We start from the raw sequence: 25,281 nt of genomic DNA on the forward strand, positions 1-25,281 counted from the left end.
GACCGCCGGAGGCACTGTCGTTCGCGGCACTTTTCCGATCTGCCGGAACTGGAGCACCATGGAGCCGGTGATGGTCATGCAACGGGCACCTTGGCCCAAGGACTGGTCACCGCCACGCTCATATCCACAAGGAGGTTCCCATGTTGAGTGTATTGATCGCCACCACCCTTGCCGCCGCCTCACCGCAGTCCAGCAGCACTCCGCCAGCATCCGCAGCGTATGCGGACTGCCTGCTCGCCCACCTCCAACCGGGATTGTCCGACCACGCGATCCCGCTGCTGCAGCAGGCCTGCGTCGCGAAGTATCCGGAGAACTACGTCGCATATTCAGAACTGGAACGCCGGATCAGCGCGCAGCGCCGGGCTGACTTTGACGCGGCTCAAGCGGAAGCCGTGCGTTCCGCGAATGCGGCAGCGACGGCCGCACAGCAAGCTGCCGACGCGGCGGCCGCAAAAGCCAAGGGAGTGCGGGCGAAGTAGAGGCCACGGACCAGGGCAACAAAAAAGGCACCGCATTACGGTGCCTTTCTGAATGACCTGGGTCATTGGATGCAATGGTGGGCCGTGAAGGATTCGAACCTTCGACCAAAAGATTAAAAGTCTTCTGCTCTACCGACTGAGCTAACGGCCCATTGCACTGCCCCAGCCTTTCGGCGGGGTGGGCATTCTACCCTACTTTGGCCGATCGCGTGAAACCCCGGTGTGTCGAGGTTGCCGGCCAGCGGCCGGCACTACCTCGATCTGGGCCGCGGGCTTAAACCTTCCGGGCCAACGTCGCATCTCAACTGTGATCCCATCGCGGAATTCCGGATGCGCCTGCCCTTCAGCCTGATTGCCGCCCTGTTGCTGCCCTGTGCGGCACTGGCCGCCCCATCCCAGGTCGTCACCGACGACATCGGCCGCTTCTGGGCCACTTATGACGCTGTGCGCGCCGAGCCCGACGTTGAACGCCACGTCGCACTGGTGCAGGCGCGCTACATCGATCCATGCAGCCCCGGCCTGCATGCGCTGATGCAGGTCCGTAACTACACCGCCCGCGAATACGCCGAGGCCATGCGTGCGTGGCCGCGCTTCTGGACGTCGGTACGCCCATTGACCGCCAACGCGCAGCAGGCCAGCGCCACACTGGAACGGGACCTGGCCGCCTTCCGCACGCTCTACCCCGCCCTGCGCCCGGCCACCATCACCTATGCCGTGGGCGTGCTGCGTACTGGCGGGACCACGCTGGGTGACAAGGTACTGATCGGTGCGGAGATGGCGCTGGGCGATGAACGCGTGGACGTGAGCGAGCTGCCGGAGCCGATGCGCAGCCGCCTGCGGATCTTCTACGACAGCCGTCCGGGGGCGAACAACGCGCAGAACAACCTGCACGAGTACGTGCATACCCAGCAGCGCGAGACTACCGGCAGCCTGGCGCAGTACGCGGTGCGCGAAGGCGTGGCGGAGTATGTGGCCGAACGGCTGAGTGGGCGTCGGCCGGCGCTTCCGCTGTACAGCTACGGGCCCGCGCACGAAGCGGAAATCCGCACGCGTTTCGTCGCTGAAATGGACGGCGGGGATCTGGACAACTGGCTGTACAACAGCGCCCGTAATCCGTTCGGGGTGGGTGATGTGGGGTACTACGCCGGCTACCGCATCGCGCAGGAGTACATGCGCCAGCAAGCCGACGAGAAAGCCGGTGTCGCGCGGATGATCGAGCTGGACTATGCCGATCCGAAGGCGGTGCGGGCGTTTATTGAAGCGTCGGGGTGGCTGCGGCAACGGTAGCGCCGGGCCATGCCTGGCGGGTCAGGGAGTGCGAACCAAGGTTCGCACCCACCGTGGAGCAGTTCGCCCCCACCATCTGGGAATTCACACCCATCAGGGAAGCCGGCCAGCGGCCGGCACTACCAGGGGCGATCAGGCGTACAGCGTCGGGTCGGGCACGCCGGCTTCGGCGAAGCCCTGCGCGCGCAGGCGGCAGGCATCACAGTGGCCGCAGGCGGCGCCGTTGGCGTCGGCGTTGTAGCAGGACACGGTCAGGCCGAAGTCCACGCCCAGGCGCACGCCTTCGCTGACGATCTGGCCCTTGCTGAGGAACTGCAGCGGCGCGTGTACCTTGATGCCCGCACCTTCCACGCCCGACTTGGTGGCCAGGTTGGCCAGCGCCTGGAACGCGGCCACGAACTCGGGGCGGCAGTCCGGGTAGCCGGAGTAATCCACGGCGTTGACGCCGCAGAAGATGTCGTTGGCGCCGAGCACTTCGGCCCAGCCGAGGGCCAGCGACAGCATGATGGTGTTGCGCGCCGGTACGTAGGTGACCGGAATGCCGGCACCGCCGGCCTCGGGCACGTCGATGTCATCGGTGAGCGCCGAGCCACCGATGCTGCGCAGGTCCACGTCCACGGTCTTGTGCGCGACCACGCCCTGGGCCTTGGCCACGCGGGCGGCGGCATCCAGTTCGGAGGTATGGCGCTGGCCATAGCGCACGCTCAGGGCATGCACGGCAAAGCCCTGTTCCTGGGCCATGGCGATGACGGCGGCTGAATCCATGCCGCCGGAGAGAAGCACGACTGCCTTCTTCATGGGTAAAACATCCGGTTGGGAGGGGAAAGCCAGCACGCTGTCCCGCGCCGGAGCTACATCAGGGAACGCCGCGCGGGCTCATCGGCCCGGCTCGTCGTTCCACAGGATTTTATGCAACTGCATCTGGAAGCGCACCGGCAGGCGGTCTTCGACGATCCAGTCGGCCAGCCGCCGCGCGGTGATCTCGCCCTTGCTGGGCGAGAAGAATACGGTGCAGCGCTTCACCAGCTCGTGCTCGGCGACCAGGGCCTTGGCCCAGTCGTAGTCCTCGCGGCTGCAGATGACGAACTTGATCTGGTCGCGTGCGGTCAGCAGCGGCAGGTTTTCCCAGCGGTTGCGCGCCGCTTCGGCCGACCCCGGGGTCTTGATGTCGACCACGCGCGATACACGCGGGTCCACCGCGCTGACGTCCAGCGCGCCGGAGGTTTCCAGCGAGACGTCCATGCCGGCGTCGCACAGCTTCTGCAGCAGCACCAGGCAGCGTTTCTGCGCCAGCGGCTCGCCGCCGGTCACGCAGACGTGGCGCACGCCCTGGGCCAGCACCTCGGCCACGATGTCGTCGATGTCCCACCAGGTGCCGCCATGGAAGGCATAGGCCGTATCGCAGTACTGGCAGCGCAGCGGGCAGCCGGTCAGGCGCACGAACACGGTCGGCCAGCCGGCGGTATCGGCTTCGCCCTGCAGCGAGGTGAAGATCTCGGTGATCTTCAGGCGCGGCAGCGGCGACTGCACGATGTCGCTGGGGGTGGCGACGGCGTTGGACGGGGTAACGGCGGTCATGGCAAACAATTCTTCATGGGACGGGCGACCGATTTATCGGCGCCGGAAACGAAAGCAGCCGAGCATGGGCTCGGCTCTACAGGAGGCTGCCGGAAATCAGCCCGGCGCCAGGGTACGCATTGTACGCCCGGTCAGCGGATCAACGGATCTGCTTGCCGAGGCGGATGGACTGCAGCCGATCCTGGGCGGTGCGCGCGGCGTCCGAGCCCGGGTACTGCGCCACGACGCTCTCCAGCGTCTGCTGGGCCTGGTCGACCTTGCCCTCGCCATATTGCGAGAGGCCAACCTTGAGCAGGCCGCCAGCGGCCTTGTCGTGGGTCGGATAGCGCGCGAGCAGTTCACGGAACTGGGTCTCGGCCATCGGGAAATTGCGGGTGGCGTAGTAGCTCTCGCCCAGCCAGTACAGCGCGTTCGGCGCGTAGACGCCGTTCGGATACAGCTGCAGGAAGCTCAGGAAAAGCTGCGCCGAATCATCGTACTTGCCGGCCTTCAGCGAATCGAAGGCGACGTTGTAGGACGTGCGCTCGTCGCCGGTGGCGGCAAGGCTGCCGGCATCACCATGGACGGAAGGCGGCCGCTCGGAAGTGGCCGCCGCTGCGGGTTTTGCCGGGGCCGGTGCGGCCTTCGGCGCGCTCGCCGGAACGGGCGGCAGGGCCGGGGCGGCATTGCCCCCTTCCAACCGGTTCAGGCGGCTGTCCAGATCCAGGTACTGGTCCTGGGCGGACTGCTTGAGCTGGGCGTTGTCGTGCTGCAACTGCTCGATCGAGGCCTGCAGGCTGGTGACCTGCTGCCGCAGCTGGTTGATCTGGTTCAACAGGTCCTGGTTGGCACTGTTGTTGTACATCTGCTGCTCGAGCGCGCCGACACGGTCAGCCAGGCTCTGTCGCTGTGCATGCGCCGGTGCGGCAGCCACGAGGGCTGCCGCAACGACCAGCATCAGTTTGATGCCAATGCGCATGGATTACTGCGCGGTGTAGACGATTTCGACGCGACGGTTCTGCGACCAGCAGGACTCGTTCGACTCGGTGCAGACCGGACGCTCTTCACCGTAGGAAACGACGGTCAGCTGCGAAGCCGAGCCACCGTTGGCCTGCAGGGCCGAGTTGACGCCGTTGCCACGACGCTCACCCAGGGCCTGGTTGTACGCGCGCGAACCGCGCTCGTCGGTGTGGCCCTGCAGGGTGATGCGCGAGGACGGACGGTCACGCAGGTACTTGGCGTGGCACGCCATGATGGCCTGGAATTCCGGCTTCACGTCTTCCTTGTCCAGATCGAAGTAGACAACGCGCTGGCGCAGGCAAGCGTCGGTATCCAGGTCGCCCGGGCCGTACAGGCCCGAGGTCGACGGACCGGTCGGGGTGGTGGTCGAGGTGCCGGTGTCGACCGGGGCTGCCGGCTCTTCCTTCACCTTCTTCGAGCAACCGGCCAGGACGGCCACAGACAGCAGGGAAACAAGCAGAACGCGGGTGGACTTGTTCATGGCGATACCTTTGTGGCTCCTAGGCCGATGAGGGGTTCAAGACAACGAAAATATTAACACTCTTTTAGCGCTGGGTACGGTATGGGGACCATGCCGGCTCGCGCACATCACCATCGGCCAGGACCAGGCGCTGGCGAACCCGCGCATCGGCCGAGACGGCATACAACACACCACGGCCACCTTCGCGGGCGGCGTACAACACCATGCTCGCGTTGGGCGCAAAGCTCGGCGATTCATCCAGCGAACCCGGGGACAGCGTGCTCCAGCGCGGCGAACCCAGCGAGCTGTCCATCACCGCGATCTTGTAGCTGTTGCCCGAGCCTTGGGCGACGGCGATCTTCTTGCCGTCGTAGGACACCGAGGGCTTGGCATTGTAGTTGCCCTGGAAGGTCACGCGCTCGGCGCTGCCGCCGCCCGCGCCGACCTTGTAGACCTGCGGACGGCCGCCGCGGTCGGAGGTGAAGTACACCGCGCTGCCGTCCGGCGCCCAGGTCGGCTCGGTATCGATGGCGAAGTGGTTGGTCAGCTGGGTCAGCTGCTTGCTGCCCAGGTCCATCACGTAGATTTCCGGGTTACCCGAACGCGACAGGGTCAGGGCCAGCTTGCGGCCGTCCGGCGAGAACGCCGGGGCGCTGTTGATGCCGCGGAAGCTGGTGACGAGCTCACGCGCGCCGGTACCGATGTTCTGGATGTAGATGGCCGAATTGCCACGCTCGAAGCTGACGTAGGCCAGCTTGCTGCCATCCGGGCTCCACGACGGCGACAGCAGCGGCTCGGCCGAACGCACGATGGTCTGCGGATTGAAGCCATCGGAGTCGGCCACCATCAGCGCGTAGCGCATGGCGTCGCCCTTGCCGCTAGCGGTCACGTAGGCGATGCGGGTCCAGAAGGCGCCGCGCACACCGGTGATCTTTTCGTAGATGGCGTCGGCCATCTGGTGGGCAACATCGCGCATGGCGTTGCCACGGGCGGTCATCGCCAGGCCCAGCAGGCGCTCGCCCTTGGGTACGTCGAACAGTTCGTACTCGACGCGGTAGGCGCCGGCACCGGCGTCGAGCACGCGGCCGACCACGATGTAGTTCTGCTTCAGCGCGCGCCAGGTGGCGAACTGGATGTCGCCGCCGCGCACCGGCTTCTCGACGATCTGCGCTTCGGGCAGCGTACGGAACTGGCCCGAGCGCTCCAGGTCGGCACGGACCACGCCGGCGACGTCGGTCTGCGGTGCAGCCGACGACCCCTGGTAAGGCATCGGCACGATGGTGATCGGCAGCGCGGAAGCATTGCCGCCGATGATGTCGATATCCAGCCCCTTCTGCTGCGCGACGGCAGCAAAGGGCAGCAACAGGGCCGCAAACACGGCAAGCCAGCGAGGCATCTTTTTCATGGAGCGCTCAATAGGGGGAAACCGGAACGAGGGATAACAAAGCGGCAGTGAACCGCTTCGCAATCATGAACCAAGGGTACGTGAATTCCGGGTCAGTTCCAGCCCGTCCTCTCACGCACCGTTAACGTCGTGGCTAACATCGCGCCCGTCTGCCCCGTCACGCCGCCCTGCGGGGCGGTGTCCGACAGCAGCCCACAGCCTGCCCGGTCGAGACCTGGCCTGCCAGAGGCAAGCGCGACATCCGTGGACGCGGGCAGCGGAGAGCCACCCTGCCCTGCCCGCCTCAGCGATCCTGGGCGGTGAAGGTGAAGTTGAGCGTGCGTGCGAACACCGACTCGAAGCCGCGGTACGGCAGCGGCTGCGCGTTGAGCACGGCGGCCTCGATCGAGCGCTTGCCGGCCTCGTCGTACGGGCAGTTCGGGCTGACCTTGGCCTGCATCACCGTACCACCCGGAATCTGGGTGATGGTGATCTGGCAGCGCTGGCCCAACGGCACCGTATCCGGGCGCACCCACTGCGACAGCACCTTGGCCTGGATGGCGGCTGCGTACTTGGCCGAAAGGTCGTCGCTGTTGCCACCGCCACCGGCGGCCGGCTGCGAGGCACCACTGGAACCGGCAGCGGCACTGCCTGCGGCATTGCGCGCGGCGGCCACCTGGCGCAGCTTCTGCTCGGCCAGCTTGGCTTCCTTCTCGGCCTGCTCGCGGCGGGCACGGATCTCGGCGATCTTCTTCTGCTTCTCGGCCTCGGCCTTGTCAGCGGCCACGCGCTCCTGCTCGGCCTGCTTCTTCTTCTCGTCCGCTTCCTGCTGCTTGGCCAGGCGCAGCTTCTGCTCCGCTTCTTCCTGGCGCTTGCGTTCGGTCAGGTCGATCTGTTCCTGGCGGCGCTTGGCTTCCTGTTCCTGCTTGGCCTTCTCCTGGGAGATGGCCAGCGCACTCACCGCTTCCTGATCCTTGGTATCCGGCTGCGCGACACGCTCCTGCGCCTGTTGCTGCTGCGGCGTGGGGGCGTCCTGTGGGCGCGGTTCCGGGATCGGCTGCGGCGGCGGAATGGTGTCTTCCGGCACCGGGATGGGCTCGGCCACCGGCGGCGGCAGGTCTTCCAGCTTTTCCGACTGGCGCAGGGCCTGGCGCGCAGCGGAGGCCTCCGACGCGGACAGCGCCAAGCTGGCCTCGACCGACGGATCACCGGCGGCGGCGTCGGTGTTGCGCTCGGGCGACCAGAACCAGGCCACGATGAAGACCAGCGCGACCAGCAGGTGCACCAGCAACGCCAATGCCAGGGGCAGGCCCCAGCCGGGTTCGCGCTGATGCGGGGGTGGCAGGGCGTCAGCGTGCATCGGTGGCCAGGCCTACCTTGTCTACCTTGGCGCGCTTGATCACATCCATCGCGGCGATGACCTTTTCATAGGCCACGGCACGGTCGGCGGCGACGATCACGCGCACGCCCTTGTCCTGGGCGGCGATGCCGGCCAGCCGGCCTTCCAGTTCCTCGGCCGACACGGCGGTCGGTTCCTTGGCATCGGGCAGCTTCAGGCTGAGCTGGCCGTCCTGGCGCACCGAGACGATCACCGGGTCCTGCTTGCTCTCCAGCGCCTTGGCGTTGGACTGCGGCAGGTCGACGTCGAAGCTCAGGGTGAGCAGCGGCGCGGTGACCATGAAGATGATCAGCAGCACCAGCATGACGTCGATGTAGGGAACGACGTTGATTTCCGATTTCAGCTTGCGGCGCTTGCGGCGACCGATGGCAGCGGACATGGCTTGGACTCCCGGGTCAGGCGCTTACTCGTCGCCAGCGCTCTGGCGCTGCAGGATGGAGCTGAACTCTTCGGCAAAGGTCTCGAACCGCACCGACATGCGCTCAACGCGCGTGGTGAAGCGGTTGTAGGCCCACACCGCCGGGATCGCCACGAACAGGCCGATGGCGGTAGCGAACAGTGCCTCGGAGATGCCCGGCGCGACGGCGGCGATGCCGGCCTGCGCACCACTGCTGATCATGTCGTGCATGGTCACCATGATGCCGAACACGGTGCCGACCAGGCCCACGTACGGCGCGGTCGAACCGATGTTGGCCAGCAGTTCCAGGTTGCGCTCAAGCTGGTCCACTTCGCGGGTATAGGTGGTGCGCATCGCGCGCTGCGCGCCTTCCAGCTGTGCGCGGCCATCCAGGCGGCGCTTGTCACGCAGGCGGGTGTATTCGCGGAACCCTGCTTCGAAGATGGCTTCCAGGCCGGTCACGCTGCGGCTGCGGTCGGTGGCCGCGCTGTACAGCTTGCCCAGGTCCGCGCCGGACCAGAAGCGGTTCTCGAACTCGTCGGCTTCGCGGGTGGCCTGCTTGAACACGCGGGCCTTGCGGAAAATGATCACCCAGCTGACGAACGAGCCGACCAGCAGCAGCAGCACGATGATCTTCACCGGCAGGCTGGCCTTGGCCATCAGTTCGAGGTAGTTGATGCCGCCGCCGGTGGTGGCCTGGGCAAGGGTCTGTGTCGCGGCGTTGCTGACGTCGGCCGGCAGTGCCTCGGTGACCGTGGCCTGCAGGGCCAGGAGCGTTGCGATCATCCGTTGTTCCTCAGTGTTCGGATTCGGGGTGGAGGTGGGGTTGCAGCACGGCAAGGACGGCCTCGTCCATGCCACGCGGGCGGAAACTGGCCGCGTCCAGTGCGGCGATGCGGACCTGGGCCGACAGCAGCAATTCGCCGTCGCGCAGGATCTGCTGGTCGAAGACCATGCTGGCCTTCTTCAGCTGGACCAGGCGGGCGCTCACCTGCAGGGTGTCATCCAGCCGTGCCGGCCTGATGAAATCCATCTGCATCGAGCGCACCGCGAAGATCATCCCGTGCTCGGCGCGCATGCGCTCCTGGCCGTAGCCGAGCGAACGCATCCATTCGGTCCGGGCCCGTTCCATGAAGGCCACGTAGCGGGCGTGGTAGACCACGCCGCCAGCGTCGGTATCTTCCCAGTAAATGCGTGTCGGCCAACTGAATAGTGGCTCAACCGACATCGGGAACCTCCGCGAACAGGTCCTGCGGCGGGTTCTTCGGCTTCAGACCCATGTGCCGGTAGGCTTTGTGGGTGGCCATGCGGCCACGCGCGGTACGCACCAGGAAGCCCTGCTGGATCAGGTACGGCTCGACCACGTCTTCCAGGGTGCCACGCTCTTCGGACAGCGCCGCGGCCAGCGATTCGATGCCGACCGGGCCACCATCGAAGTAGTCGACCATGGTCTTGAGCAGGCGCCGGTCAAGCTCGTCGAAGCCTTCCGGGTCGACCTTGAGCATCTTCATCGCGGCCTGGGCCACGGGCTCGTCGATGTGGCCACCGGCCTTGACCTGCGCATAGTCGCGCACGCGTCGCAGCAGGCGGTTGGCGATACGCGGGGTACCACGCGCGCGGCGCGCGATCTCCCCTGCCCCATCGGCGGTGCAGTCGATGCCGAGGATGCTGGCGGAGCGGCGCACGATACGGGTCAGTTCCTCGACGCTGTAGAACTCCAGGCGCTGGACGATGCCGAAGCGGTCGCGCAGCGGCGCGGTCAGCAGGCCGGCGCGGGTGGTGGCGCCGATCAGGGTGAACGGCGGCAGGTCGATCTTGATCGAGCGGGCGGCGGGGCCCTCGCCGATCATGATGTCGATCTGGAAATCTTCCATCGCCGGGTACAGCACTTCCTCGACCACCGGCGACAGGCGATGGATCTCGTCGATGAACAGCACGTCGTGCGGCTGCAGGTTGGTCAGCAGCGCAGCCAGGTCGCCGGCCTTTTCGATCACCGGGCCGGAGGTCACGCGCAGGGCCACGCCCAGTTCGTTGGCGATGACATGGCTGAGGGTGGTCTTGCCCAGGCCCGGCGGCCCGAAGATCAGTACGTGGTCGAGCGCGTCGCCACGCCCCTTGGCCGCCTGGATGTAGATTTCCATCTGCTCGCGCACCGGCACCTGGCCGAGGTAGTCGGCAAGGCGCTTGGGGCGGATGCTGGCGTCGGCGGCGTCATCCTCGCGGGTGGCGCCGGCGCCGATGATGCGGTCGTCGGTCATGTGCTGATTATGCGGCAAAAGTGCGGGTTTCGGCCGGGCTGCGCCCGGCACCCGCAGAGGCAACGGCAACGGCAACATCCAGAGCAACAGCCGAAGCGGGCTTCCTGGGGAATGGCGGGGTGGGTCCGCTTGCGGGGGACGCTGCAAGTACGTCCATGTAAGCTCGGTCGCCGCATCCATGCGGCTCACGCCCCCGCAACCGGACCCACCCCGCCTTCGACAGTTTCCTGCGATCTGTCTGGATGGCGTGGCCTGTGCCTGCTCTTGTGGGTGTCGACCTTGGTCGACACGGCAGATCCACGCCATGCGTGGATGGAACAGAGGGGGAAAGTTGGCTCAGCTTCTGGCGCGCGGTGCCTCCGCAAGCGGAGCCCCCTTGTTGTTCAAGGGGGCGCGCCGATAGGCGGGGGATGAGGTGGAATGCGTGTGGGGCGTAGCGCAGGCGGAGATTAAATCTCCACCTGCGCGCCGAGTTCCACCAGGCGGTTGCCCGGAATCCGGAAGAAGCCCGTGGCCGGGGCGGCGTTGCGATGCATCAGCGCGAACAGCTTGTCGCGCCAGATCGGCATGCCGCGGTTGGCGGTGGCCACAATGGTTTCGCGGCTGGCAAAGAAGGTGGTGTCCATCGGGTCGAAGTAGATGCCGCCGTGGTCACACGAGCGCATCAGCGCCAGCGGCACGTCCGGGGTTTCCATGAAACCGAAGCGCACATAGACCCGGTAGAACTCGTCGCCCACCGACTCGATCTTCAGCCGCTGCCCTTCCATCGCATAGGGAATGGGCAGGGTTTCCACGTGCAGGAACACGTTGCGCTCGTGCAGCACCTTGTTGTGCTTGAGGTTGTGCATCAGCGCGTGCGGGGCCACGGTCGGGTCGGCGGTGAGGAACACCGCGGTGCCCGGCACGCGTACCGGCGGTGCCAGCATCAGGCCCGGCAGGAAGGTGTCCAGGCGGATGCCGTCCTTGCGGATCTCATCACGCAGCAGCTCGCGGCCACGCCGCCAGGTGCGCATCATGGTGAACAGGAAGATGCCCAGCACCACCGGGAACCAGGCGCCCTGCAGCAGCTTGGCGCCGTTGGCGATGACGAAGCCGAGGTCGATGATGAAGAACACCACGCACAGCGGCAGCAGCCAGCCACGCGACTTCGGCCACAGCGAACGTGCCACCACGGCCAGCAGCAGGGTGTCGATCAGCATCGTGGCCGACACCGAGATGCCGTAGGCCACGGCCAGGTTGGACGAACTGCGGAACGCCAGCACCAGGCCGAACACCATCACCGCGATGCCCCAGTTGATGCCCGGGATGTAGATCTGGCCGATGGTGTCGTGCGAGGTGTGCTTGATGCGCATGCGCGGGATGTAGCCCAGCTGCATGGCCTGGCGCGAGACTGAGAACGCGCCGGTGATGACCGACTGCGAGGCGATCACCGCCGCCATGGTGGCCAGGATGATCATCGGGTACAGCGCCCACGAGGGCACCGCCTCGAAGAACGGGTTCTTCAGGGCCTCGGGGTGGTTGAGCACCAGTGCGCCCTGCCCCAGGTAGTTCAGCACCAGGCACGGCAGCACGAAGAAGTACCAGGCGTGGCGGATCGGGCGCAGGCCGAAGTGGCCCATGTCCGCATACAGCGCTTCGCCGCCGGTCACCGCCAGCACCACTGCACCGAGAATGAAGATGCCGTGCCAGCCGTGCTCCATGAAGAAGCGGATGCCCCACCACGGGTTGAAGGCCTTCAGCACCTCGGGCGCATCGACAATGTTGTAGATGCCGATCGCCGCCAGCGATACGAACCAGATCGCCATGATCGGGCCGAACGCCTTGCCGATCTTCTCGGTACCGAAGCGTTGCGCGGCGAACACTGCCAGCAGCACCACCAGGGTGACCGGCACGATGAAGACATGCAGTCCGGGCGCAGCCACCTCCAGGCCTTCGACCGCACTGAGCACGGACATGGCCGGGGTGATCACGCCGTCGCCGAAGAACAGCGAGGCGCCGAAGATGCCGAGGATGCCCACCACATAAGCCGAGCGCGAGCCGTTGCGCAGCGTGCGCTGGGTCAACGCCATCAGCGCCATGATGCCGCCCTCGCCATCGTTGTCGGCGCGCATGATGATGGTGACGTACTTCAGCGTCACCACCAGGTTCAGCGCCCAGAACGCCAGCGACAGCACGCCCAGCACGGTATCGTGGTCGCTGTTGAGCCCGTAGTGCGGCGAGAACGCCTCCTTCAGGGTGTACAGCGGGCTGGTACCGATATCGCCGAAGACCACGCCGATCGCACCGATGACCAGCGCCAGTCCTCCAGCGGAGGGGGCGTGGCCATGGCCGCCGGGGGCGGCTGCGTGCGGGGTTTGACTGCTGGACATGGGACTCCTGGCGAAGCTCAGGCGGTTTGTTGAAGGAAAGGAAGGCGGCTCAACGCAGCGCCGACTGCAGCGCCTTGCGGATCACGGTGGCCACTTCGTCGCCTTCATTGAAGGCATCACGGGCCATGCGCGCGGCTTCGGCCGGCTTGTAGCCCAGCTGCTGCAGGGCCACGGTGGCGTCGGACAGCGGATCGGCCGGGGCCGGGCCACTGCCGGTGGGCAGCGCGCCGCCGGCACCGAACTGGGCCGCGCGGTCACGCAGCTCCAGCACCATGCGCTCGGCGGTCTTCTTGCCGATGCCCGGAATGCGGGTCAGCGCGGTGATGTCACCGGCCTGGACCATGCGCGCGAACTCCTCGACGGTGACGCCGGACAGCACGGCCAGCGCGATCTTCGCGCCGATGCCGCTGACCTTCTGCACATCGCGGAACAGGCGCCGCTCGCCCTCGCGCAGGAAGCCGTACAGCGAGACGCTGTCTTCCTTCTGCGAGTAGTGGGTATACAGGGTGACCTCGCGGCCGAGCTCGGGCAGGTCGTAGAAGGTGCTCATCGGCGCCTCCAGTTCGTAGCCCACTCCGTTCACGTCCACCACCAGCCACGGCGGCGCCTTGTAGGCGACGATGCCGCGCAGTCGACCGATCATTGCGTGCAGCTCCTCATTTGCGGCCCCATGCCTGGCGGGCACTGAGCCCCAGGCGGTTGGCCGTCGCCCTTACGTGGGCATGGGTGATCGCCACCGCCAACGCGTCGGCCGCGTCGGCCTGCAGCTTGATTTTCAGGTTGAGCATGAGCCCGACCATGTGTTGAACCTGTTGCTTTTCGGCGCCACCGCGCCCGACGACCGCCAGCTTGATCTCGCTGGCAGCATATTCGTGCACCGGCAGGTCGCGCAGCACCACCGCCGAGATCGCCGCGCCACGGGCCTGGCCCAGCTTCAATGCCGAATCGGGGTTGCGGGCCATGAACACGCGTTCGATGGCCACTTCCTGCGGCTCATACTCGCGGCACAGGTCGGCCAGGCCCAGCACCAGCAGCTTCATGCGCTGCGGGAAGTCGTCAGCGCCCAGCAGCACCAGCGGCTGGTGGTGCACGTAGCTGACGCGGCCGGTGGCATCGACATCAATGATGCCGACCCCGGTCCGCTGCGAACCGGGGTCGATGCCGAGGATGCGGGTCATGCTGCACTCCTGGCGGGGCGGAACGGAATGCGCTGGCAGGCGTATGGGCTCATGACTGTCCGCGGTGACCGTTCAACGGCCCGCGCCCAGGCCGTCGAAGACGGCTCAGGCGTAGGCGTCGGCGCCGAGTTCGGCGTTGGAATACACGTCCTGCACGTCGTCCAGGTCTTCCAGCATGTCCAGCAGCTTCTTGACCTGCAGGGCGACCTCGCCCTCGACCTTGATGTCGTTGTCGGCGCGGAAGGTGATCTCGGCGTGGTCGGCGACATGGCCAGCGGCGGCCATCGCGTCCTTGACTGCGCTGAACGCGTCAGGGCTGGTGACCACATCGATCGAGCCATCGTCCGGATAGACCACGATGTCATCAGCGCCGGCCTCGATTGCCGCCTCGGTGATGGCTTCCTCGTCGGCACCCGGGGCGAAGCTGAGCACGCCCAGGCGCTTGAACATGAAGGCCACCGAGCCTTCGGTACCCATGTTGCCGCCGCACTTGCTGAACGCATGGCGGACATCGGCCACGGTGCGCACGCGGTTGTCGGTCAGGCAGTCGACGATCACGGCCACGCCACCCGGGGCGTAGCCTTCGTAGCGGATTTCCTCGTAGTCGACGCCTTCCAGTTCACCGGTGGCCTTCTTGATGGCGCGCTCGATCACGTCCTTGGACATGTTCACGGCCAGGCCCTTGTCCACCGCCACGCGCAGGCGCGGGTTGTTGTTGGGGTCGCCTCCACCGCCGCGCGCGGCAACGCCGATCTCGCGGATGATCTTGGTGAAAATCTTGCCGCGCTTCGCGTCGGACGCGTTCTTGCGGGCTTCGATGGAGGGGCCTCTACCCATGGGTGCTACCGTCTGGCTGCTTCAGGATCAAGGCGCGGATTCTACCTGATCGGGGGCGGCAACCGTGTCTAGGGCGGAGAGATGCCGTCGGGCATGGCCCGGCGAAGCGCGTGCGAACCAACGGTTCGCACCCACCAGGGCAGGACGGTTCGCACCCACCGAGCCAGGGCGGTCGCCCCTACCAGATTACGCGGCGGCGGCGTCGCGGCTGTGGTCGAACTGGCCGTGGCGCAGGAAATGCGCGGTCTGCCGCGCGGCATCCGGCGACACGACCAGGCCGCTGTGGCTGGTGCGCACCACGCAATGATCGGTCAGGCCCGGCAGACGGGTTTCGGCCAGGGCCACGGTGCCATCGGAGGCGTCGTCCATCGCGCCCAGCAGGCTGCCCAGACCATGCGGCACCGAACCGGCGATCAGCCCGACCTCGGCCCTGCCCTGCCAGTCCGGCAAGCCGTCCAGCAGCAGCTCGCTGCTGCGCCCCAGCGCCAGGCCCCAGCCATGATCGGACAACGAGCGCGCGGTGCCACTGCCGCGCAGCGGTGAACCCAGGCAGACCACGCGCTGCACCGGCAGCTGCGGATTGCGCCGCAGCGCTTCCAGCGCCAACAGCCCGCCCAGGCTGTGGCCGACCAAACTCAGCGGGCCGGCGTCGGCCAGCCGCTCCAGCAGCTGCGGTACGGCCACGTCCGGGCCACCGAACACCGAGGAATAACCAAACGCGTGCACCTGGAAGCCGCGCGCGCGCAGGCGCCAGGCCAGCGGCCCGACCCAGGCGCGGGCATTCCAGATGCCATGCAGCAGCAATACGGGGGGAGTCATGCAAACAGCCTGGCGGTCAGCGGGGCAGGAACGTACGGTGATTGAACACGCGCGCGCAGCAAGCGGCAGTGAACATCAGGCCGCGCGCGGTGCGCGGCGCAGGATGAATTCGAGATCGTTCGTGTCGCCCACCGGGAACAGGTATTCGCCGGCCTTCTCGAAACCGTAGCGGGCGTAGAAGCGCTGTGCGCCGAAGTTCTCCGACCACACGCCCAACCACAGGGTGCGCGGGCCCTCGTGTTCCAGCCAGGCCAGCGCGGTTTCCAGCAGGCGGCTGCCCCAGCCGCAGCTTTGCTGCGTCTTGATCAGGTACAGGCGCTTGAGTTCGCCGTCACCGGGCTTCACGTCCGGGTGCGGCAGGCCACAGGGACCGGCGGCGGCATGGCCGACCGCCTCCCCGTCCAGCTCCAGTAGCCACACCGCGTAATCCGGGTGGGCCAGGATCACGCGCTGGCGCTCGACCGTGTAGGCCTCCTCAAGGAAGGCCTGCAGGTCCTGCGGCGGATACAGATGGCCGAAGGTTTCGGTGAACGTGCGGGCAGCCAGCGCCGACAGGGTCGGCGCGTCGTCCACGGTGGCGCGGCGGATCGAATACATGCAGGAAGTTGACGTCAGGGCGAAGCGCGGGTCAAGCCTTTTCAGGCGATTCCGCTTCTTCTTCCTCGTCCTCTTCCTCGTATTCCTCTTCGTCCTCGTCCTCTTCTTCCTCGCCGTCCTCGTCCTCGTCGTACTCTTCCTCTTCGTCGTCCTCGTAATCCTCGACGCCGAAGTCTTCTCCATCCCAACGGCCTTCGCCGTCGGCGACGAAGGTCAGGGCCATCGCGGCCGGGTTGGTACCGACGCGGACCAGCCAACCGCCGAACACGCGTGCACGCTCGGTGACCAGGTTGGCCTCGGAGCCTTCATTGCCCAGCTTTTCCCACTCCAGCGAAAACGCAAACTCGGTCATTGCCTGGATCTCCTGATCAGTTGGTCTTGGGGCGAACCTGGATGTGCACTTCGGCCAGCTGCGCGTCGACGATCGGCGACGGCGCGTCGGTCATCAGATCCTGTGCACCAGTGGTCTTCGGGAACGGGATGACGTCGCGGATCGACTCGGTGCCGGCCATCAGCGCGGCGATGCGGTCGATGCCGAAGGCGATGCCACCGTGCGGCGGCGCGCCGTAGTTCAGCGCGTCGAGCAGGAAGCCGAACTTGGCACGGGCTTCTTCGGCACCGATGCCCAGCAGCTCGAACACCGCGCTCTGCATGTCCGGACGGTGGATACGGATCGAACCGCCGCCGATCTCATTGCCGTTGAGCACCATGTCGTAGCCGCGCGAAACGGCGGTACGGGCATTGGCGCGCAGGTCGGCGATGTCGTCCACGGCCGGTGCGGTGAAGGGGTGATGCAGGGCGACGTAGCGCTGTTCTTCCTCGTCCCACTCGAACATCGGGAAGTCGGTGACCCACAGCGGCGCCCAGCCGTCGGCGACCAGGCCGAAGTCCTTGCCGGCCTTCAGGCGCAGCGCGCCCATGAAGTCGGAGACCTTGTTGTAGCCGCCGGCACCGAAGAACACGATGTCGCCGTTGCCGGCGCCGACGTGGGCGACCAGCGCGGCGAACGACGCTTCGCTGAAGAACTTCTGGATCGGCGAGCTGATTTCGCCGTTGTCGGCGATCTTGATGTAGGCCAGGCCCTTGGCGCCGTACTTGGCGGCATGCGCGGCGTATTCGTCGATCTGCTTGCGCGACAGCGACGCACCGCCCGGGATGCGCAGCGCGGCAACGCGGCCCTCGGCATCATTGGCCGGGCCGGTGAACACCGGGAACTCGCTGTCCTTGACCAGTTCGGCCACGTCCACCAGCTCCAGCGCGATGCGCAGGTCCGGCTTGTCCGAGCCGTAGCGGCGCATGGCCTCGGCCCAGGTCATGCGCGGGAAGCTGGCATCCAGCTGCACGTCCACCACTTCCTTGAAGATGGCGCGGATCATGTCCTCGACGAAATCCTGCACGTCGCGCTCGCGGACGAAGGCGAATTCCATGTCCAGCTGGGTGAACTCCAGCTGGCGATCGGCACGCAGGGCCTCGTCGCGGAAGCAGCGCGCGATCTGGTAGTAGCGGTCGAAGCCGGCCACCATCAGGATCTGCTTGAACAGCTGCGGGCTCTGCGGCAGGGCGTAGAACTCGCCTGGGTGCATGCGCGCCGGCACCAGGAAGTCGCGTGCGCCTTCCGGGGTGGCCTTGGTCAGGATCGGGGTTTCGATGTCCTGGAAGCCCTTTTCGTCCAGGTGGCGGCGCAGCGCCTGCACCAGCTTGATGCGGGTGCGCTGCATGCGCTGCATTTCCGGGCGGCGCAGGTCCAGGTAGCGGTACTTCAGGCGGGTTTCCTCGCCCGGGTTCTCATGGGCGTGGAACGGCAGCGGCGCAGCCTTGTTCAGCACGGTGATGGCGGTGGCGATCACTTCCACCTTGCCGGTGCGCATCTTGTCGTTCACCGCGTGGCGGGCACGCACGACGCCTTCCACCTGCAGCACATCCTCGTAGCCCAGCGACGCGGCCACCGCGAACACTTCGGCATTGTCGACCTCCACCGTCACCTGCACGATGCCTTCATGATCGCGGAGATCGATGAAGCAGACGCCGCCCTGGTTACGGGCCACGTCGGTCCAGCCGGCGAGGGTGACAGTCTGGCCAATCAGGGTCTCGTCGACCAGGCCGCAGAAGTGGGTACGCATGGGGGGAAGCTCCGCTGGAGAACGCCGGCACCGGGTGGGGGCCGGAAAGCCTCGTATTCTGCGGCCGAGGCCCCGGCTGGGGCAAATCCGGCCAGTCACACCGGCTTGATCGTCCCCCTCCCTATAGTCGGGCACCTGCCACCGTATGGGATGCCGCCATGAAACCGCTGTCCCTGGCCAGCCTGGCCGTGACCCTCAGCCTGGGTGCGCTGGGCACCCTTGCCCTGCCCGCCCCGTCCGCCTGTGCGCAGAACGGGGTGATCCGCTGCGAAAGCCAGAGCAACCGCGAACGGGTCTGCAACACCGGCTGGCGCGGCGCGCAGCTGGTCCGTCAGTTGTCTGGCAGCCCCTGCGAGGAAGGGCGCTCCTGGGGCAGCCGCAATGGCAGCATCTGGGTCACCAATGGTTGCCGCGCCGAGTTCGTCGAGGCCCGTGGTGGCTGGGGTGGCGGCAATGGCGGTGGCTGGGGAGGCAACAACGGTCGCCCCGGCGAGACCATCCGCTGCGAAAGCCAGAACAACCGCGAGCGCAGCTGCCCGGTCGGCTGGCGCAACGCTCATCTGGTCCGCCAGTTGTCCGGCAGCCCTTGCAACGAGGGCCGTACCTGGGGTGTGCGCAACGGCGCGGTGTGGGTCAGCAATGGCTGCCGCGCCGAATTCGCCGAGGCCCGTGGCTGGGGCGGTGGCGGTGGCGGCTGGGGCGGTGGCAACAGCAACTATTCCGTCACCTGCAGCAGCAACAACAACCGCTCGCAGACCTGCGACTGGGATGAGCGCCAGGGCCGGCCGGTGCTGCAGCAGTAGTTGTCGGGCAGCGCCTGCCAGGAAGGCCGCAGCTGGGGTTACTCGCGTGGCCAGGTGTGGGTGAGCAACGGCTGCCGGGCGCGCTTCGGCACGCGATGAGTGCAGGGTCGGGGTCAGAGCCCTCCGCAGGAGGGATCCGACCCCGGGATCACGGCGCGGGTGCTGTGTCGTCGCCCCACGGTGGCGGTGGCAGGTCGACCGGCTTGCTCAGGTCGAACTGCACGCGGAAGCGGCGGCCGTCCGGGCGCGTCAGTTCGTAGACGAACGTCTGGTCCGGATCGATCTCCATCGCCCAGGTGTTGTGCGTGGAAGCCAGCATGTCGGCACGGCGGAACATCGCCACCGAATCGGCATCAGCAGGGAACTGCTGGCGCTCGGCGGTGCCCGGCGGCGTGCTGTCGCCACCGTACAGGGTGATCGCGTCGGGGCTGCCGTCTTCGTGGCGATGGTCGTGCTTCAGCCGCAGCCCGTTCGGCGTGCGGGTCAGCACCCAGGTCCGCGAGTGGTCATCACCGACATGGAACGGGATGCGCAGCTCGTGCGCCGGGTCGGCGCAGCCGCGCACATGCATGACCAGGCGCTGCCCGGCGAACGGATCCTTGGCGGTCGGTGCAGGCGTGTCCTCCACCACTTTGCCGACGTAGGCCTGGCCGCAATGTGCGGCGATGGCGGCCATGAACGCATCGGCCGGTGCGGTCGCCAGATCGTGGGCGACCGTATCGGAGCGCTGCGTGCACGCAGCGAGGCTGAGCAGGAGGGCGGCGGTAGTGGCAACGGCAATCGGTCTCATGCCCCAACCCTAACGGCCATGGACGATGGGCGCAAACCGCGCGCCAGTCCCGCTCAGCGCTCGGCAGACGGTGCTGCCGGCAGTGCTTCGGTCGCCGCCACCGGTGCGGCCTCGCCCTCGCCGGCCGGCTCCTGCTCCACCGGATCAACGTCAAACGGTGTACGGAACACCAGCGACGGCAACAGCGTGGTCAGCGCCGCGTACAGCAGCAGCGCACCGAACAGCACCGCCGGAATCTGGAAGCGCTCACGCATGATCGCCGCCAGCACCAGGGTGAAGATCAGCGTCGGTGCCAGCGCCAGCGAAACCCGCAGGCTGCTGCGGAAGCTCTCGCCGAACATCACCCGGCGCTGCAGCCAGACCACGCCGATGCGCAGCGGCAGCACCACCAGGGTGATCACGATGCCCAGCCCCAGCGCCTCGAAGCTCAGCGCTTCGGCGGGCACCTTGGTGCCGGCGTTGAAGAAGTAGAACGGCACGAAGAACGAGGCGAACAGGCGCAGCGCGTGCAGGTTCTCGTGCGAGGCCAGCAGCGGCATGCGCTGGTGCAGCAGGCGCGCGACCAGGCCGGCGATGAACGCGCCAACCAGGTAGTACACGCCCAGCAGGTAGGTGATGTAGGCCGCCACCATGCCAACCATCACCAGCAGCGAGAATTCCGAGCCCGGCGCGTGCGGTGCCACCCAGCGGCCCAGCGCGATGAACAGCAGCGGCAGGCCGATCATCATCGCCAGCAGTGCCAGGCTGGACAACGCCATGTGCCCTGGGTCACCGGCCTGCAGCACGATGAACAACGCCGCCAGCGCCAGCAGTTCGCCGGCGATGGCCTTGCTGGTCACCCAGAACCGCTCGTCTTCGCTGAGGCCAAGCCGCGACAGCGAGTCCATGATGAAGCCCGTGGACGGCGTCAGCAGCGCCAGCGCCAGCAGGCCGGCGGCCTGCCACGGCAGCCCCGCATAACGCCAGGCCAGCCAGCCCACGCCGAACAGCGTGCCGGTACGGATCACCAGGTGCGCCAGCAGCGGCCACATGCCACGGCGCAGCGCCTGCAGGTCCACTTCCAGGCCGGCGAACAGGAACAGCGAGGAAATGCCCAGCGTGGCCAGCAGGCCGATCACCGCATCATGGGCCTGGTCGCCCAGCCAGAGCATGCCGATGATGCCGAACAGCAGGCAGGTCAGCGGCGCGGGCAGGCTGAAACGCTGCAGCGCGCGCGGGATCACCAGCAGCGCGAAGATCAGCAGCAGGTAGATCAGTTCATGGCTCATGGGGACTTCCGTGTGGTTCGAACGCGCGCAGGATGCGCGCGCCGAACCGATCCGGCAAGCCACGTTTGAATGACCCCGGTTACCTCATCCGATCAACCGGTCGGCAATCCGCCCCACCTGTGCCAGCACGCTAGCGCGTTGCTCGTAGCTGATCGCACCTGCCTGCAGATAAGCCGTCAGCACCCACGGGGCGCCCCCGGCTACGGGCCACAGCACGGCGATGTCGTTGCGCGCGTCTTCACCATTGCTGCCGGTCTTGTCACCCACGCGCCAGCGCTTGCCCAGGCCCGCGCGCAGGCAGGCGTCGCCGGTTTCGTTGTCGATCAGCCAGTCGGCCAGCTGCTGCCGCGAAGCCGGTTGCAGTACCTCGCCCAACACCACGCGCTGCAGGGTCGCGGCCATCGCCGCCGGCGTGGTGGTGTCGCGCGGGTCGCCCTTGGCAAAGCTGTTCAGCTCCGGCTCCAGGCGGTCACTGCGGCTCACCGTGTCGCCGCTGGCGCGCAGGAACGCGGTCACTGCGGGCGGGCCACCGACCACGCCGAACAGCAGGTTGGCGGCGGTGTTGTCGCTGGTGATGATCGTGGCACGGCACAGGTCGCGCACGGTCATGTCCTTGCCGGCGTGGCGGCGGGTGACCGGTGCATGCGAGAGCAGATCGGCCTCGCCCACCGGCACGCGCCTGTCCAGCAATGCCGGCATGCGTTCGGCCTGGCTGAGCACGGTGGCCGCCAGCATGCTCTTGAAGGTGCTGCACATCGGGAAGCGCTCGTCCTGGCGATGACTGATGCGGCGACCGCTGGCGGTGTCCAGCAGGGTCACGCCGAGGCGTCCGGCGCAGGCCTTTTCCAGCGCGGCGAAATCACTGGCGGCGGTGATGGCGGCATCGGTGGGTGCGTTGGCGGTGGCCTTGCCCGCTGCACGTGCCAGCAGCGGCAAGGCAAGCGAGGAAGCCACGGCGGCACCACTGAACTGCAGGAATCGGCGACGGGCGAGCATGCGGGTTCTCCTTGGGGGACCGCTCGATTATTGAAGCCTTGATCAGGGGCGACCAGCGCAAAAAATCTGCGAGAGACATTAGTTCAATTAATGTCTGACGCATTCAACCCCTTAATTTTCCGAAATGTCTCGTTGAAGCGTTAGGATCATCCATCACTCCAGCTCACGACTGCGCGATGTTGCACCCTACCCTGCCACTGAACGCGCTGCGCGCCTTCGAGGCCGCCGCCCGCCACCAGAACTTCACCCGTGCCGCGCTGGAGCTGTGTGTCAGCCAGGCCGCACTGAGCCACCAGATCCGTGGACTGGAGGACCGGCTCGGCATCCGCCTGTTCCATCGCCTCCCGCGCGGCGTGGCGCTCACCGATGAAGGCGCGGCCCTGTATCCGGTGCTCAACGAATCGTTCGAGCGCATCTCCGCCAGCATCGCGCGTTACACCGGCGGACCTGCGCGTGAAGTGCTGACCCTGGGCGTGGTCGGCACCTTCGCCACCGGCTGGCTGCTGCCACGGCTGGCCGCGTTCGAGGCAGCGCACCCGGACATCGAGCTGCGCCTGCAGACCCACAACAACCGCATCGACCTGGCCGGAGAAGGGCTGGACCTGGCGATCCGCTTTGGTGATGGCGACTGGCAGGGCCAGGCGTGCACGGCGATCCTCGACGCGCCGTTTGCACCGCTGTGCGCACCGGCGCTGGCGCGGCGCCTGAAACAGCCACGCGACCTGGGCACGCTGCCGCTGCTTCGTTCCTACCGCAGCGACGAATGGCCGCGCTGGCTGCAGGCGGCCGGGGTCAGCGGCGTGGAAGCGCGCGGGCCGGTATTCGATTCCTCGTTGACGGTCGCGATGGCGGCCGCCGGTGGCGCCGGTGTGGCCTTGCTGCCGCTGCGCATGTTCGAGCAGGAACTGGCCGAGGGTCGCCTGCTGCAGCCGTTCAGCACCACGCTGGAGCTGGGGCGCTACTGGCTGACGCGGCTGCGATCGCGTGCCGAACGTGAGCCGGCCAGGCGCTTCCGCGAATGGCTGCAGGCACAGGGCGGGTAGGCAGTGCCGGCCGCTGGCCGGCAACCCCTTGATCGTTGTGGGCGCATCGCGCTGCCGGCCAGCGGCCGGCACTACCGGTCAGGACTCGAGCAGTTCCATCCAGGCGGCTTCGGCCTTTTCCAGCTGCGCGGCGGCGGTTTCGCGATCGCGGCCAAGCACAGCCATGCGCGTGGCATCGGCGTAGTTGGCCGGGTCGGCCAGCTGGCGGTCCAGCTCGGCCAAGGCACCTTCCAGCTCGGCCACCTTGGCTTCAGCGGCGGCCAGCTTGTGCGGGTTCACCGGCTTCTTCTGCACCACCTGCGCCACCGGGGCGGTCTTGACCACCACCGGCTCTTCCACCTGTTCCATGCGCGCCTTGGTGCCCTGCGCCTGCGGGCGGGTACGCAGCCACGCGGCGTAGGCATCCAGGTCGCCATCGAATGGCTCGACCACGCCATCGGCCACGCGCCAGTAGGTATCGCAGACCAGGCCGATCAGATGGCGGTCGTGCGAGACCATCACGATCGCGCCTTCGAAGGTGACCAGTGCTTCGGCCAGCGCTTCGCGCATTTCCAGGTCAAGGTGGTTGGTCGGTTCGTCCAGCAGCAGCACGTTCGGCTGCTGCCAGGCGATCAGCGCCAGCGCCAGGCGCGCGCGCTCGCCACCGGAGAAGCCATCGACCGGCTCGAACGCGCGGTCACCCGGGAAGTTCCACTTGCCAAGGAAATCGCGGAACGACTGGTTCGGTGCATCCGGGGCGATCTCGCGGAAGTGCTCCATCGGCGACTGGCCTTCGTGCAGCGACTCCACCGTGTGCTGGGCGAAGTAGCCGATCTTCAGGTCCGGGTGCGCCATGCGCTCGCCGACGATCGGCGCCAGCTCGCCCACCAGGGTCTTCACCAGGGTGGTCTTGCCGGCACCGTTCGGGCCGAGCAGGCCAATGCGCTGGCCCGCTTCCAGACCGAAGCCGACGTTGTGCAGGATCACTGCGTCCTTGCCGTAGCCGGCCTCGACATGGTTCAGGCGGATCAGTGAGAACGGCAGCTTGGCCGGCGGCGCGAACTCGATGCGGAACTCGCGCTCGGCGCGCACTGCTTCGGTGCCGGCCAGCTTGGCCAGGCGCTTCATGCGGCTCTGTGCCTGCGCGGCCTTGCTGGCCTGTGCCTTGAAGCGGTCGATGAAGCTCTGCAGGTGGGCGCGCTCGGCCTGTTCCTTCTCGTGCGCGATCTGCTGCTGGCGCAGCTGTTCGGCGCGCTGGCGCTCGAAATCGGTATAACCGCCCGGGTAGAGCTTGGCGCCGCCGCCGTGCAGGTGCAGGGTGTGGGTGGCCACGTTGTCGAGGAACTCGCGGTCATGCGAGATCAACAGCAGGGTGCCGGGGTACTTCAGCAGCCACTGCTCCAGCCAGTACACCGCGTCCAGGTCCAGGTGGTTGGTCGGTTCGTCCAGCAGCAGCAGGTCGCTGGGCATCATCAGCGCGCGGGCCAGGTTCAGGCGTACGCGCCAGCCGCCGGAGAACGAGGACACCGCGCGGTGGTGGGTCTCGGCCGGGAAACCGAGGCCGTGCAGCAGCTTGCCGGCGCGCGCTTCGGCGTCGTAGGCCCCCATCTCGGCCATCTTCGTGTGCGCGTTGGCCACCGCCTCCCAGTCTTCGCGCGCGGTTGCTTCAGCCTCTTCAGCCAGCACCGCAGCCACATCGGTATCCCCGCCCAGCACAAAGCTCAGCGCCGGGTCCGGCAGCGACGGGGTTTCCTGGGCCACGCTGGCGATACGGACCTTGCCGGGCAGGTCGACGTCACCCTTGTCGGCCTCCAGCTCGCCTTTCACCGCCGCGAACAGGCTGGACTTGCCAGCACCGTTGCGGCCGACCACGCCCACCCGGTAACCGGCGTGCAGGGTCAGGTCGACATTGGACAACAGCAGCCGCTCGCCGCGGCGCAAGGCGAAATTACGAAGGGAGATCATCGGGGGAGGGGTCCATATAACCGGATGGAATGTGCTGGTGAGCACTGTTCCTGCGACGTAATTCTAGCGTTAACGAATACTTGACGCGCCCCGGGATGCGCGGCGGCAGGCCAACTCTCTCCCTCGTCGGCCCCGCGCAGCCCCCGGGCCCCACCTCCCGCCGCTGCCCTCTGCCGCTAAATGGTTGCTGCTGCAACGTTTTTTCCTGTTGCAACCATTTGACAGGCACTGAATATCCCGTTAATTCCTGCCTTGCGCACCGCAACAACCGCCGTC

The 25,281-nt window shown here is 67.1% G+C and carries 25 protein-coding genes, 1 tRNA gene and 1 pseudogene; 4 read left to right on the plus strand and 23 right to left on the minus strand.

Annotated elements, in window-relative coordinates; genetic code table 11:
* The first annotated feature begins 140 nt into the window (after positions 1-140).
* Positions 141-479 carry a hypothetical protein gene (locus tag CKW06_RS18380; protein ID WP_024958174.1) on the plus strand — a complete coding sequence of 113 codons (339 nt, stop codon included), beginning with the start codon at positions 141-143 and terminating at the stop codon, positions 477-479.
* Between the two features lie 75 nt (positions 480-554).
* Here the strand turns inward: CKW06_RS18380 and CKW06_RS18385 are convergent.
* Positions 555-630: transfer RNA gene (locus CKW06_RS18385), tRNA-Lys, on the minus strand.
* A gap of 179 nt (positions 631-809) precedes the next feature.
* Here CKW06_RS18385 and CKW06_RS18390 point away from each other — a divergent pair.
* Entirely contained in the window at positions 810-1,766 is a 957-nt protein-coding gene (locus CKW06_RS18390; RefSeq protein ID WP_024958175.1) for a DUF2268 domain-containing putative Zn-dependent protease, read from the plus strand.
* A gap of 132 nt (positions 1,767-1,898) precedes the next feature.
* Here the strand turns inward: CKW06_RS18390 and queC are convergent, their stop codons facing one another.
* From queC to aspS, 18 genes are all read right to left on the minus strand, one after another.
* Entirely contained in the window at positions 1,899-2,564 is a 666-nt protein-coding gene (queC, locus tag CKW06_RS18395) for a 7-cyano-7-deazaguanine synthase QueC (protein WP_005410745.1), read from the minus strand.
* A 78-nt stretch (positions 2,565-2,642) separates the two neighbouring features.
* Positions 2,643-3,344 carry a 7-carboxy-7-deazaguanine synthase QueE gene (gene queE, locus CKW06_RS18400; RefSeq protein WP_024958176.1) on the minus strand — a complete coding sequence of 234 codons (702 nt, stop codon included), beginning with the start codon at positions 3,342-3,344 and terminating at the stop codon, positions 2,643-2,645.
* Positions 3,345-3,483: 139 nt separating this feature from the next.
* The gene (gene ybgF / locus CKW06_RS18405) at positions 3,484-4,302 is read right to left on the minus strand and encodes a tol-pal system protein YbgF (RefSeq protein WP_005414274.1); all 819 of its coding nucleotides are present in this window, start codon (positions 4,300-4,302) and stop codon (positions 3,484-3,486) included.
* 3 nt (positions 4,303-4,305) lie between these two features.
* Positions 4,306-4,824 (minus strand): peptidoglycan-associated lipoprotein Pal, encoded by a 519-nt coding sequence (gene pal, locus CKW06_RS18410; RefSeq protein WP_005410748.1) that lies wholly within the window; start codon positions 4,822-4,824, stop codon positions 4,306-4,308.
* A 64-nt stretch (positions 4,825-4,888) separates the two neighbouring features.
* Entirely contained in the window at positions 4,889-6,208 is a 1,320-nt protein-coding gene (tolB, locus tag CKW06_RS18415) for a Tol-Pal system beta propeller repeat protein TolB (protein ID WP_005410749.1), read from the minus strand.
* Between the two features lie 283 nt (positions 6,209-6,491).
* On the minus strand, positions 6,492-7,547 hold the full coding sequence (gene tolA / locus CKW06_RS18420) for a cell envelope integrity protein TolA (RefSeq protein WP_005410750.1): 1,056 nt from the start codon (positions 7,545-7,547) through the stop codon (positions 6,492-6,494).
* A complete protein-coding gene (gene tolR / locus CKW06_RS18425) occupies positions 7,537-7,965 on the minus strand; it encodes a protein TolR (RefSeq protein WP_005410751.1) in 429 nt (142 codons plus the stop codon). Before tolR ends, tolA begins: the two co-directional genes overlap by 11 nt.
* Before the next feature lie 24 nt (positions 7,966-7,989).
* Positions 7,990-8,769 carry a protein TolQ gene (tolQ, locus tag CKW06_RS18430; RefSeq protein WP_005410752.1) on the minus strand — a complete coding sequence of 260 codons (780 nt, stop codon included), beginning with the start codon at positions 8,767-8,769 and terminating at the stop codon, positions 7,990-7,992.
* 10 nt (positions 8,770-8,779) lie between these two features.
* Positions 8,780-9,211 carry a tol-pal system-associated acyl-CoA thioesterase gene (gene ybgC / locus CKW06_RS18435; protein ID WP_012481069.1) on the minus strand — a complete coding sequence of 144 codons (432 nt, stop codon included), beginning with the start codon at positions 9,209-9,211 and terminating at the stop codon, positions 8,780-8,782.
* On the minus strand, positions 9,201-10,241 hold the full coding sequence (ruvB, locus tag CKW06_RS18440; protein WP_005410754.1) for a Holliday junction branch migration DNA helicase RuvB: 1,041 nt from the start codon (positions 10,239-10,241) through the stop codon (positions 9,201-9,203). The genes ybgC and ruvB overlap by 11 nt, the downstream gene beginning before the upstream one ends.
* Before the next feature lie 449 nt (positions 10,242-10,690).
* A complete protein-coding gene (locus CKW06_RS18445; RefSeq protein ID WP_005410755.1) occupies positions 10,691-12,610 on the minus strand; it encodes a potassium transporter Kup in 1,920 nt (639 codons plus the stop codon).
* 49 nt (positions 12,611-12,659) lie between these two features.
* Entirely contained in the window at positions 12,660-13,253 is a 594-nt protein-coding gene (gene ruvA / locus CKW06_RS18450; protein WP_005410756.1) for a Holliday junction branch migration protein RuvA, read from the minus strand.
* 13 nt (positions 13,254-13,266) lie between these two features.
* On the minus strand, positions 13,267-13,788 hold the full coding sequence (gene ruvC, locus CKW06_RS18455; protein ID WP_005410757.1) for a crossover junction endodeoxyribonuclease RuvC: 522 nt from the start codon (positions 13,786-13,788) through the stop codon (positions 13,267-13,269).
* Between the two features lie 105 nt (positions 13,789-13,893).
* Positions 13,894-14,625: a YebC/PmpR family DNA-binding transcriptional regulator gene (locus CKW06_RS18460; RefSeq protein WP_005410758.1), complete on the minus strand. Its 732-nt coding sequence runs from the start codon at positions 14,623-14,625 to the stop codon at positions 13,894-13,896.
* A gap of 186 nt (positions 14,626-14,811) precedes the next feature.
* Positions 14,812-15,444 (minus strand): esterase/lipase family protein, encoded by a 633-nt coding sequence (locus CKW06_RS18465; protein ID WP_024958675.1) that lies wholly within the window; start codon positions 15,442-15,444, stop codon positions 14,812-14,814.
* Positions 15,445-15,519: 75 nt separating this feature from the next.
* Positions 15,520-16,041 carry a GNAT family N-acetyltransferase gene (locus tag CKW06_RS18470; protein WP_005410760.1) on the minus strand — a complete coding sequence of 174 codons (522 nt, stop codon included), beginning with the start codon at positions 16,039-16,041 and terminating at the stop codon, positions 15,520-15,522.
* A gap of 31 nt (positions 16,042-16,072) precedes the next feature.
* Entirely contained in the window at positions 16,073-16,393 is a 321-nt protein-coding gene (locus CKW06_RS18475) for a hypothetical protein (protein WP_024958674.1), read from the minus strand.
* A gap of 16 nt (positions 16,394-16,409) precedes the next feature.
* Positions 16,410-18,161, minus strand: a complete 1,752-nt coding sequence (aspS, locus tag CKW06_RS18480; protein ID WP_005414279.1) for an aspartate--tRNA ligase — start codon at positions 18,159-18,161, stop codon at positions 16,410-16,412.
* Positions 18,162-18,319: 158 nt separating this feature from the next.
* On the opposite strand from aspS, the pseudogene CKW06_RS18485 reads away from it, so the two are divergent.
* A pseudogene (locus CKW06_RS18485) lies at positions 18,320-19,063 on the plus strand (DUF3011 domain-containing protein).
* A gap of 49 nt (positions 19,064-19,112) precedes the next feature.
* On the opposite strand, the gene CKW06_RS18490 reads toward CKW06_RS18485, so the two are convergent.
* The 3 genes from CKW06_RS18490 to blaL2 all read right to left on the minus strand — a co-directional run bounded on the left by CKW06_RS18490 (position 19,113) and on the right by blaL2 (position 22,018).
* Positions 19,113-19,754, minus strand: a complete 642-nt coding sequence (locus CKW06_RS18490) for a hypothetical protein (RefSeq protein ID WP_005410764.1) — start codon at positions 19,752-19,754, stop codon at positions 19,113-19,115.
* Between the two features lie 53 nt (positions 19,755-19,807).
* Positions 19,808-21,022 carry a cation:proton antiporter gene (locus tag CKW06_RS18495; RefSeq protein ID WP_005410765.1) on the minus strand — a complete coding sequence of 405 codons (1,215 nt, stop codon included), beginning with the start codon at positions 21,020-21,022 and terminating at the stop codon, positions 19,808-19,810.
* Between the two features lie 84 nt (positions 21,023-21,106).
* Positions 21,107-22,018: a L2 family extended-spectrum class A beta-lactamase gene (gene blaL2 / locus CKW06_RS18500; protein ID WP_005414283.1), complete on the minus strand. Its 912-nt coding sequence runs from the start codon at positions 22,016-22,018 to the stop codon at positions 21,107-21,109.
* 176 nt (positions 22,019-22,194) lie between these two features.
* On the opposite strand from blaL2, the gene ampR reads away from it, so the two are divergent.
* Positions 22,195-23,061: a LysR family transcriptional regulator AmpR gene (gene ampR / locus CKW06_RS18505; RefSeq protein WP_005410767.1), complete on the plus strand. Its 867-nt coding sequence runs from the start codon at positions 22,195-22,197 to the stop codon at positions 23,059-23,061.
* Between the two features lie 78 nt (positions 23,062-23,139).
* On the opposite strand, the gene CKW06_RS18510 is transcribed toward ampR, so the two are convergent.
* Entirely contained in the window at positions 23,140-25,005 is a 1,866-nt protein-coding gene (locus CKW06_RS18510; RefSeq protein ID WP_038645255.1) for an ABC-F family ATP-binding cassette domain-containing protein, read from the minus strand.
* Positions 25,006-25,281: the final 276 nt, after the last annotated feature.

This window comes from Stenotrophomonas maltophilia (genome assembly GCF_900186865.1).
Classification (GTDB): domain Bacteria; phylum Pseudomonadota; class Gammaproteobacteria; order Xanthomonadales; family Xanthomonadaceae; genus Stenotrophomonas; species Stenotrophomonas maltophilia.

Excerpts from the sequence above, each read along its gene's own strand:
- tolB (WP_005410749.1), bottom strand. The coding sequence starts at position 6,208 with ATGAAAAAGATGCCTCGCTGGCTTGCCGTGTTTGCGGCCCTGTTGCTG.
- pal (WP_005410748.1), bottom strand. The coding sequence starts at position 4,824 with ATGAACAAGTCCACCCGCGTTCTGCTTGTTTCCCTGCTGTCTGTGGCC.
- ybgC (WP_012481069.1), bottom strand. The coding sequence starts at position 9,211 with ATGTCGGTTGAGCCACTATTCAGTTGGCCGACACGCATTTACTGGGAA.
- CKW06_RS18470 (WP_005410760.1), bottom strand. The coding sequence starts at position 16,041 with ATGTATTCGATCCGCCGCGCCACCGTGGACGACGCGCCGACCCTGTCG.
- ampR (WP_005410767.1), top strand. The coding sequence starts at position 22,195 with ATGTTGCACCCTACCCTGCCACTGAACGCGCTGCGCGCCTTCGAGGCC.
- CKW06_RS18510 (WP_038645255.1), bottom strand. The coding sequence starts at position 25,005 with ATGATCTCCCTTCGTAATTTCGCCTTGCGCCGCGGCGAGCGGCTGCTG.
- blaL2 (WP_005414283.1), bottom strand. The coding sequence starts at position 22,018 with ATGCTCGCCCGTCGCCGATTCCTGCAGTTCAGTGGTGCCGCCGTGGCT.
- tolQ (WP_005410752.1), bottom strand. The coding sequence starts at position 8,769 with ATGATCGCAACGCTCCTGGCCCTGCAGGCCACGGTCACCGAGGCACTG.
- ruvA (WP_005410756.1), bottom strand. The coding sequence starts at position 13,253 with ATGATCGGTCGACTGCGCGGCATCGTCGCCTACAAGGCGCCGCCGTGG.
- CKW06_RS18380 (WP_024958174.1), top strand. The coding sequence starts at position 141 with ATGTTGAGTGTATTGATCGCCACCACCCTTGCCGCCGCCTCACCGCAG.
- CKW06_RS18495 (WP_005410765.1), bottom strand. The coding sequence starts at position 21,022 with ATGAGCCATGAACTGATCTACCTGCTGCTGATCTTCGCGCTGCTGGTG.
- queE (WP_024958176.1), bottom strand. The coding sequence starts at position 3,344 with ATGACCGCCGTTACCCCGTCCAACGCCGTCGCCACCCCCAGCGACATC.
- CKW06_RS18490 (WP_005410764.1), bottom strand. The coding sequence starts at position 19,754 with ATGAGACCGATTGCCGTTGCCACTACCGCCGCCCTCCTGCTCAGCCTC.
- tolA (WP_005410750.1), bottom strand. The coding sequence starts at position 7,547 with ATGCACGCTGACGCCCTGCCACCCCCGCATCAGCGCGAACCCGGCTGG.
- queC (WP_005410745.1), bottom strand. The coding sequence starts at position 2,564 with ATGAAGAAGGCAGTCGTGCTTCTCTCCGGCGGCATGGATTCAGCCGCC.
- aspS (WP_005414279.1), bottom strand. The coding sequence starts at position 18,161 with ATGCGTACCCACTTCTGCGGCCTGGTCGACGAGACCCTGATTGGCCAG.
- CKW06_RS18445 (WP_005410755.1), bottom strand. The coding sequence starts at position 12,610 with ATGTCCAGCAGTCAAACCCCGCACGCAGCCGCCCCCGGCGGCCATGGC.
- ruvB (WP_005410754.1), bottom strand. The coding sequence starts at position 10,241 with ATGACCGACGACCGCATCATCGGCGCCGGCGCCACCCGCGAGGATGAC.
- CKW06_RS18390 (WP_024958175.1), top strand. The coding sequence starts at position 810 with ATGCGCCTGCCCTTCAGCCTGATTGCCGCCCTGTTGCTGCCCTGTGCG.
- CKW06_RS18460 (WP_005410758.1), bottom strand. The coding sequence starts at position 14,625 with ATGGGTAGAGGCCCCTCCATCGAAGCCCGCAAGAACGCGTCCGACGCG.
- ybgF (WP_005414274.1), bottom strand. The coding sequence starts at position 4,302 with ATGCGCATTGGCATCAAACTGATGCTGGTCGTTGCGGCAGCCCTCGTG.
- CKW06_RS18475 (WP_024958674.1), bottom strand. The coding sequence starts at position 16,393 with ATGACCGAGTTTGCGTTTTCGCTGGAGTGGGAAAAGCTGGGCAATGAA.
- ruvC (WP_005410757.1), bottom strand. The coding sequence starts at position 13,788 with ATGACCCGCATCCTCGGCATCGACCCCGGTTCGCAGCGGACCGGGGTC.
- CKW06_RS18465 (WP_024958675.1), bottom strand. The coding sequence starts at position 15,444 with ATGACTCCCCCCGTATTGCTGCTGCATGGCATCTGGAATGCCCGCGCC.
- tolR (WP_005410751.1), bottom strand. The coding sequence starts at position 7,965 with ATGTCCGCTGCCATCGGTCGCCGCAAGCGCCGCAAGCTGAAATCGGAA.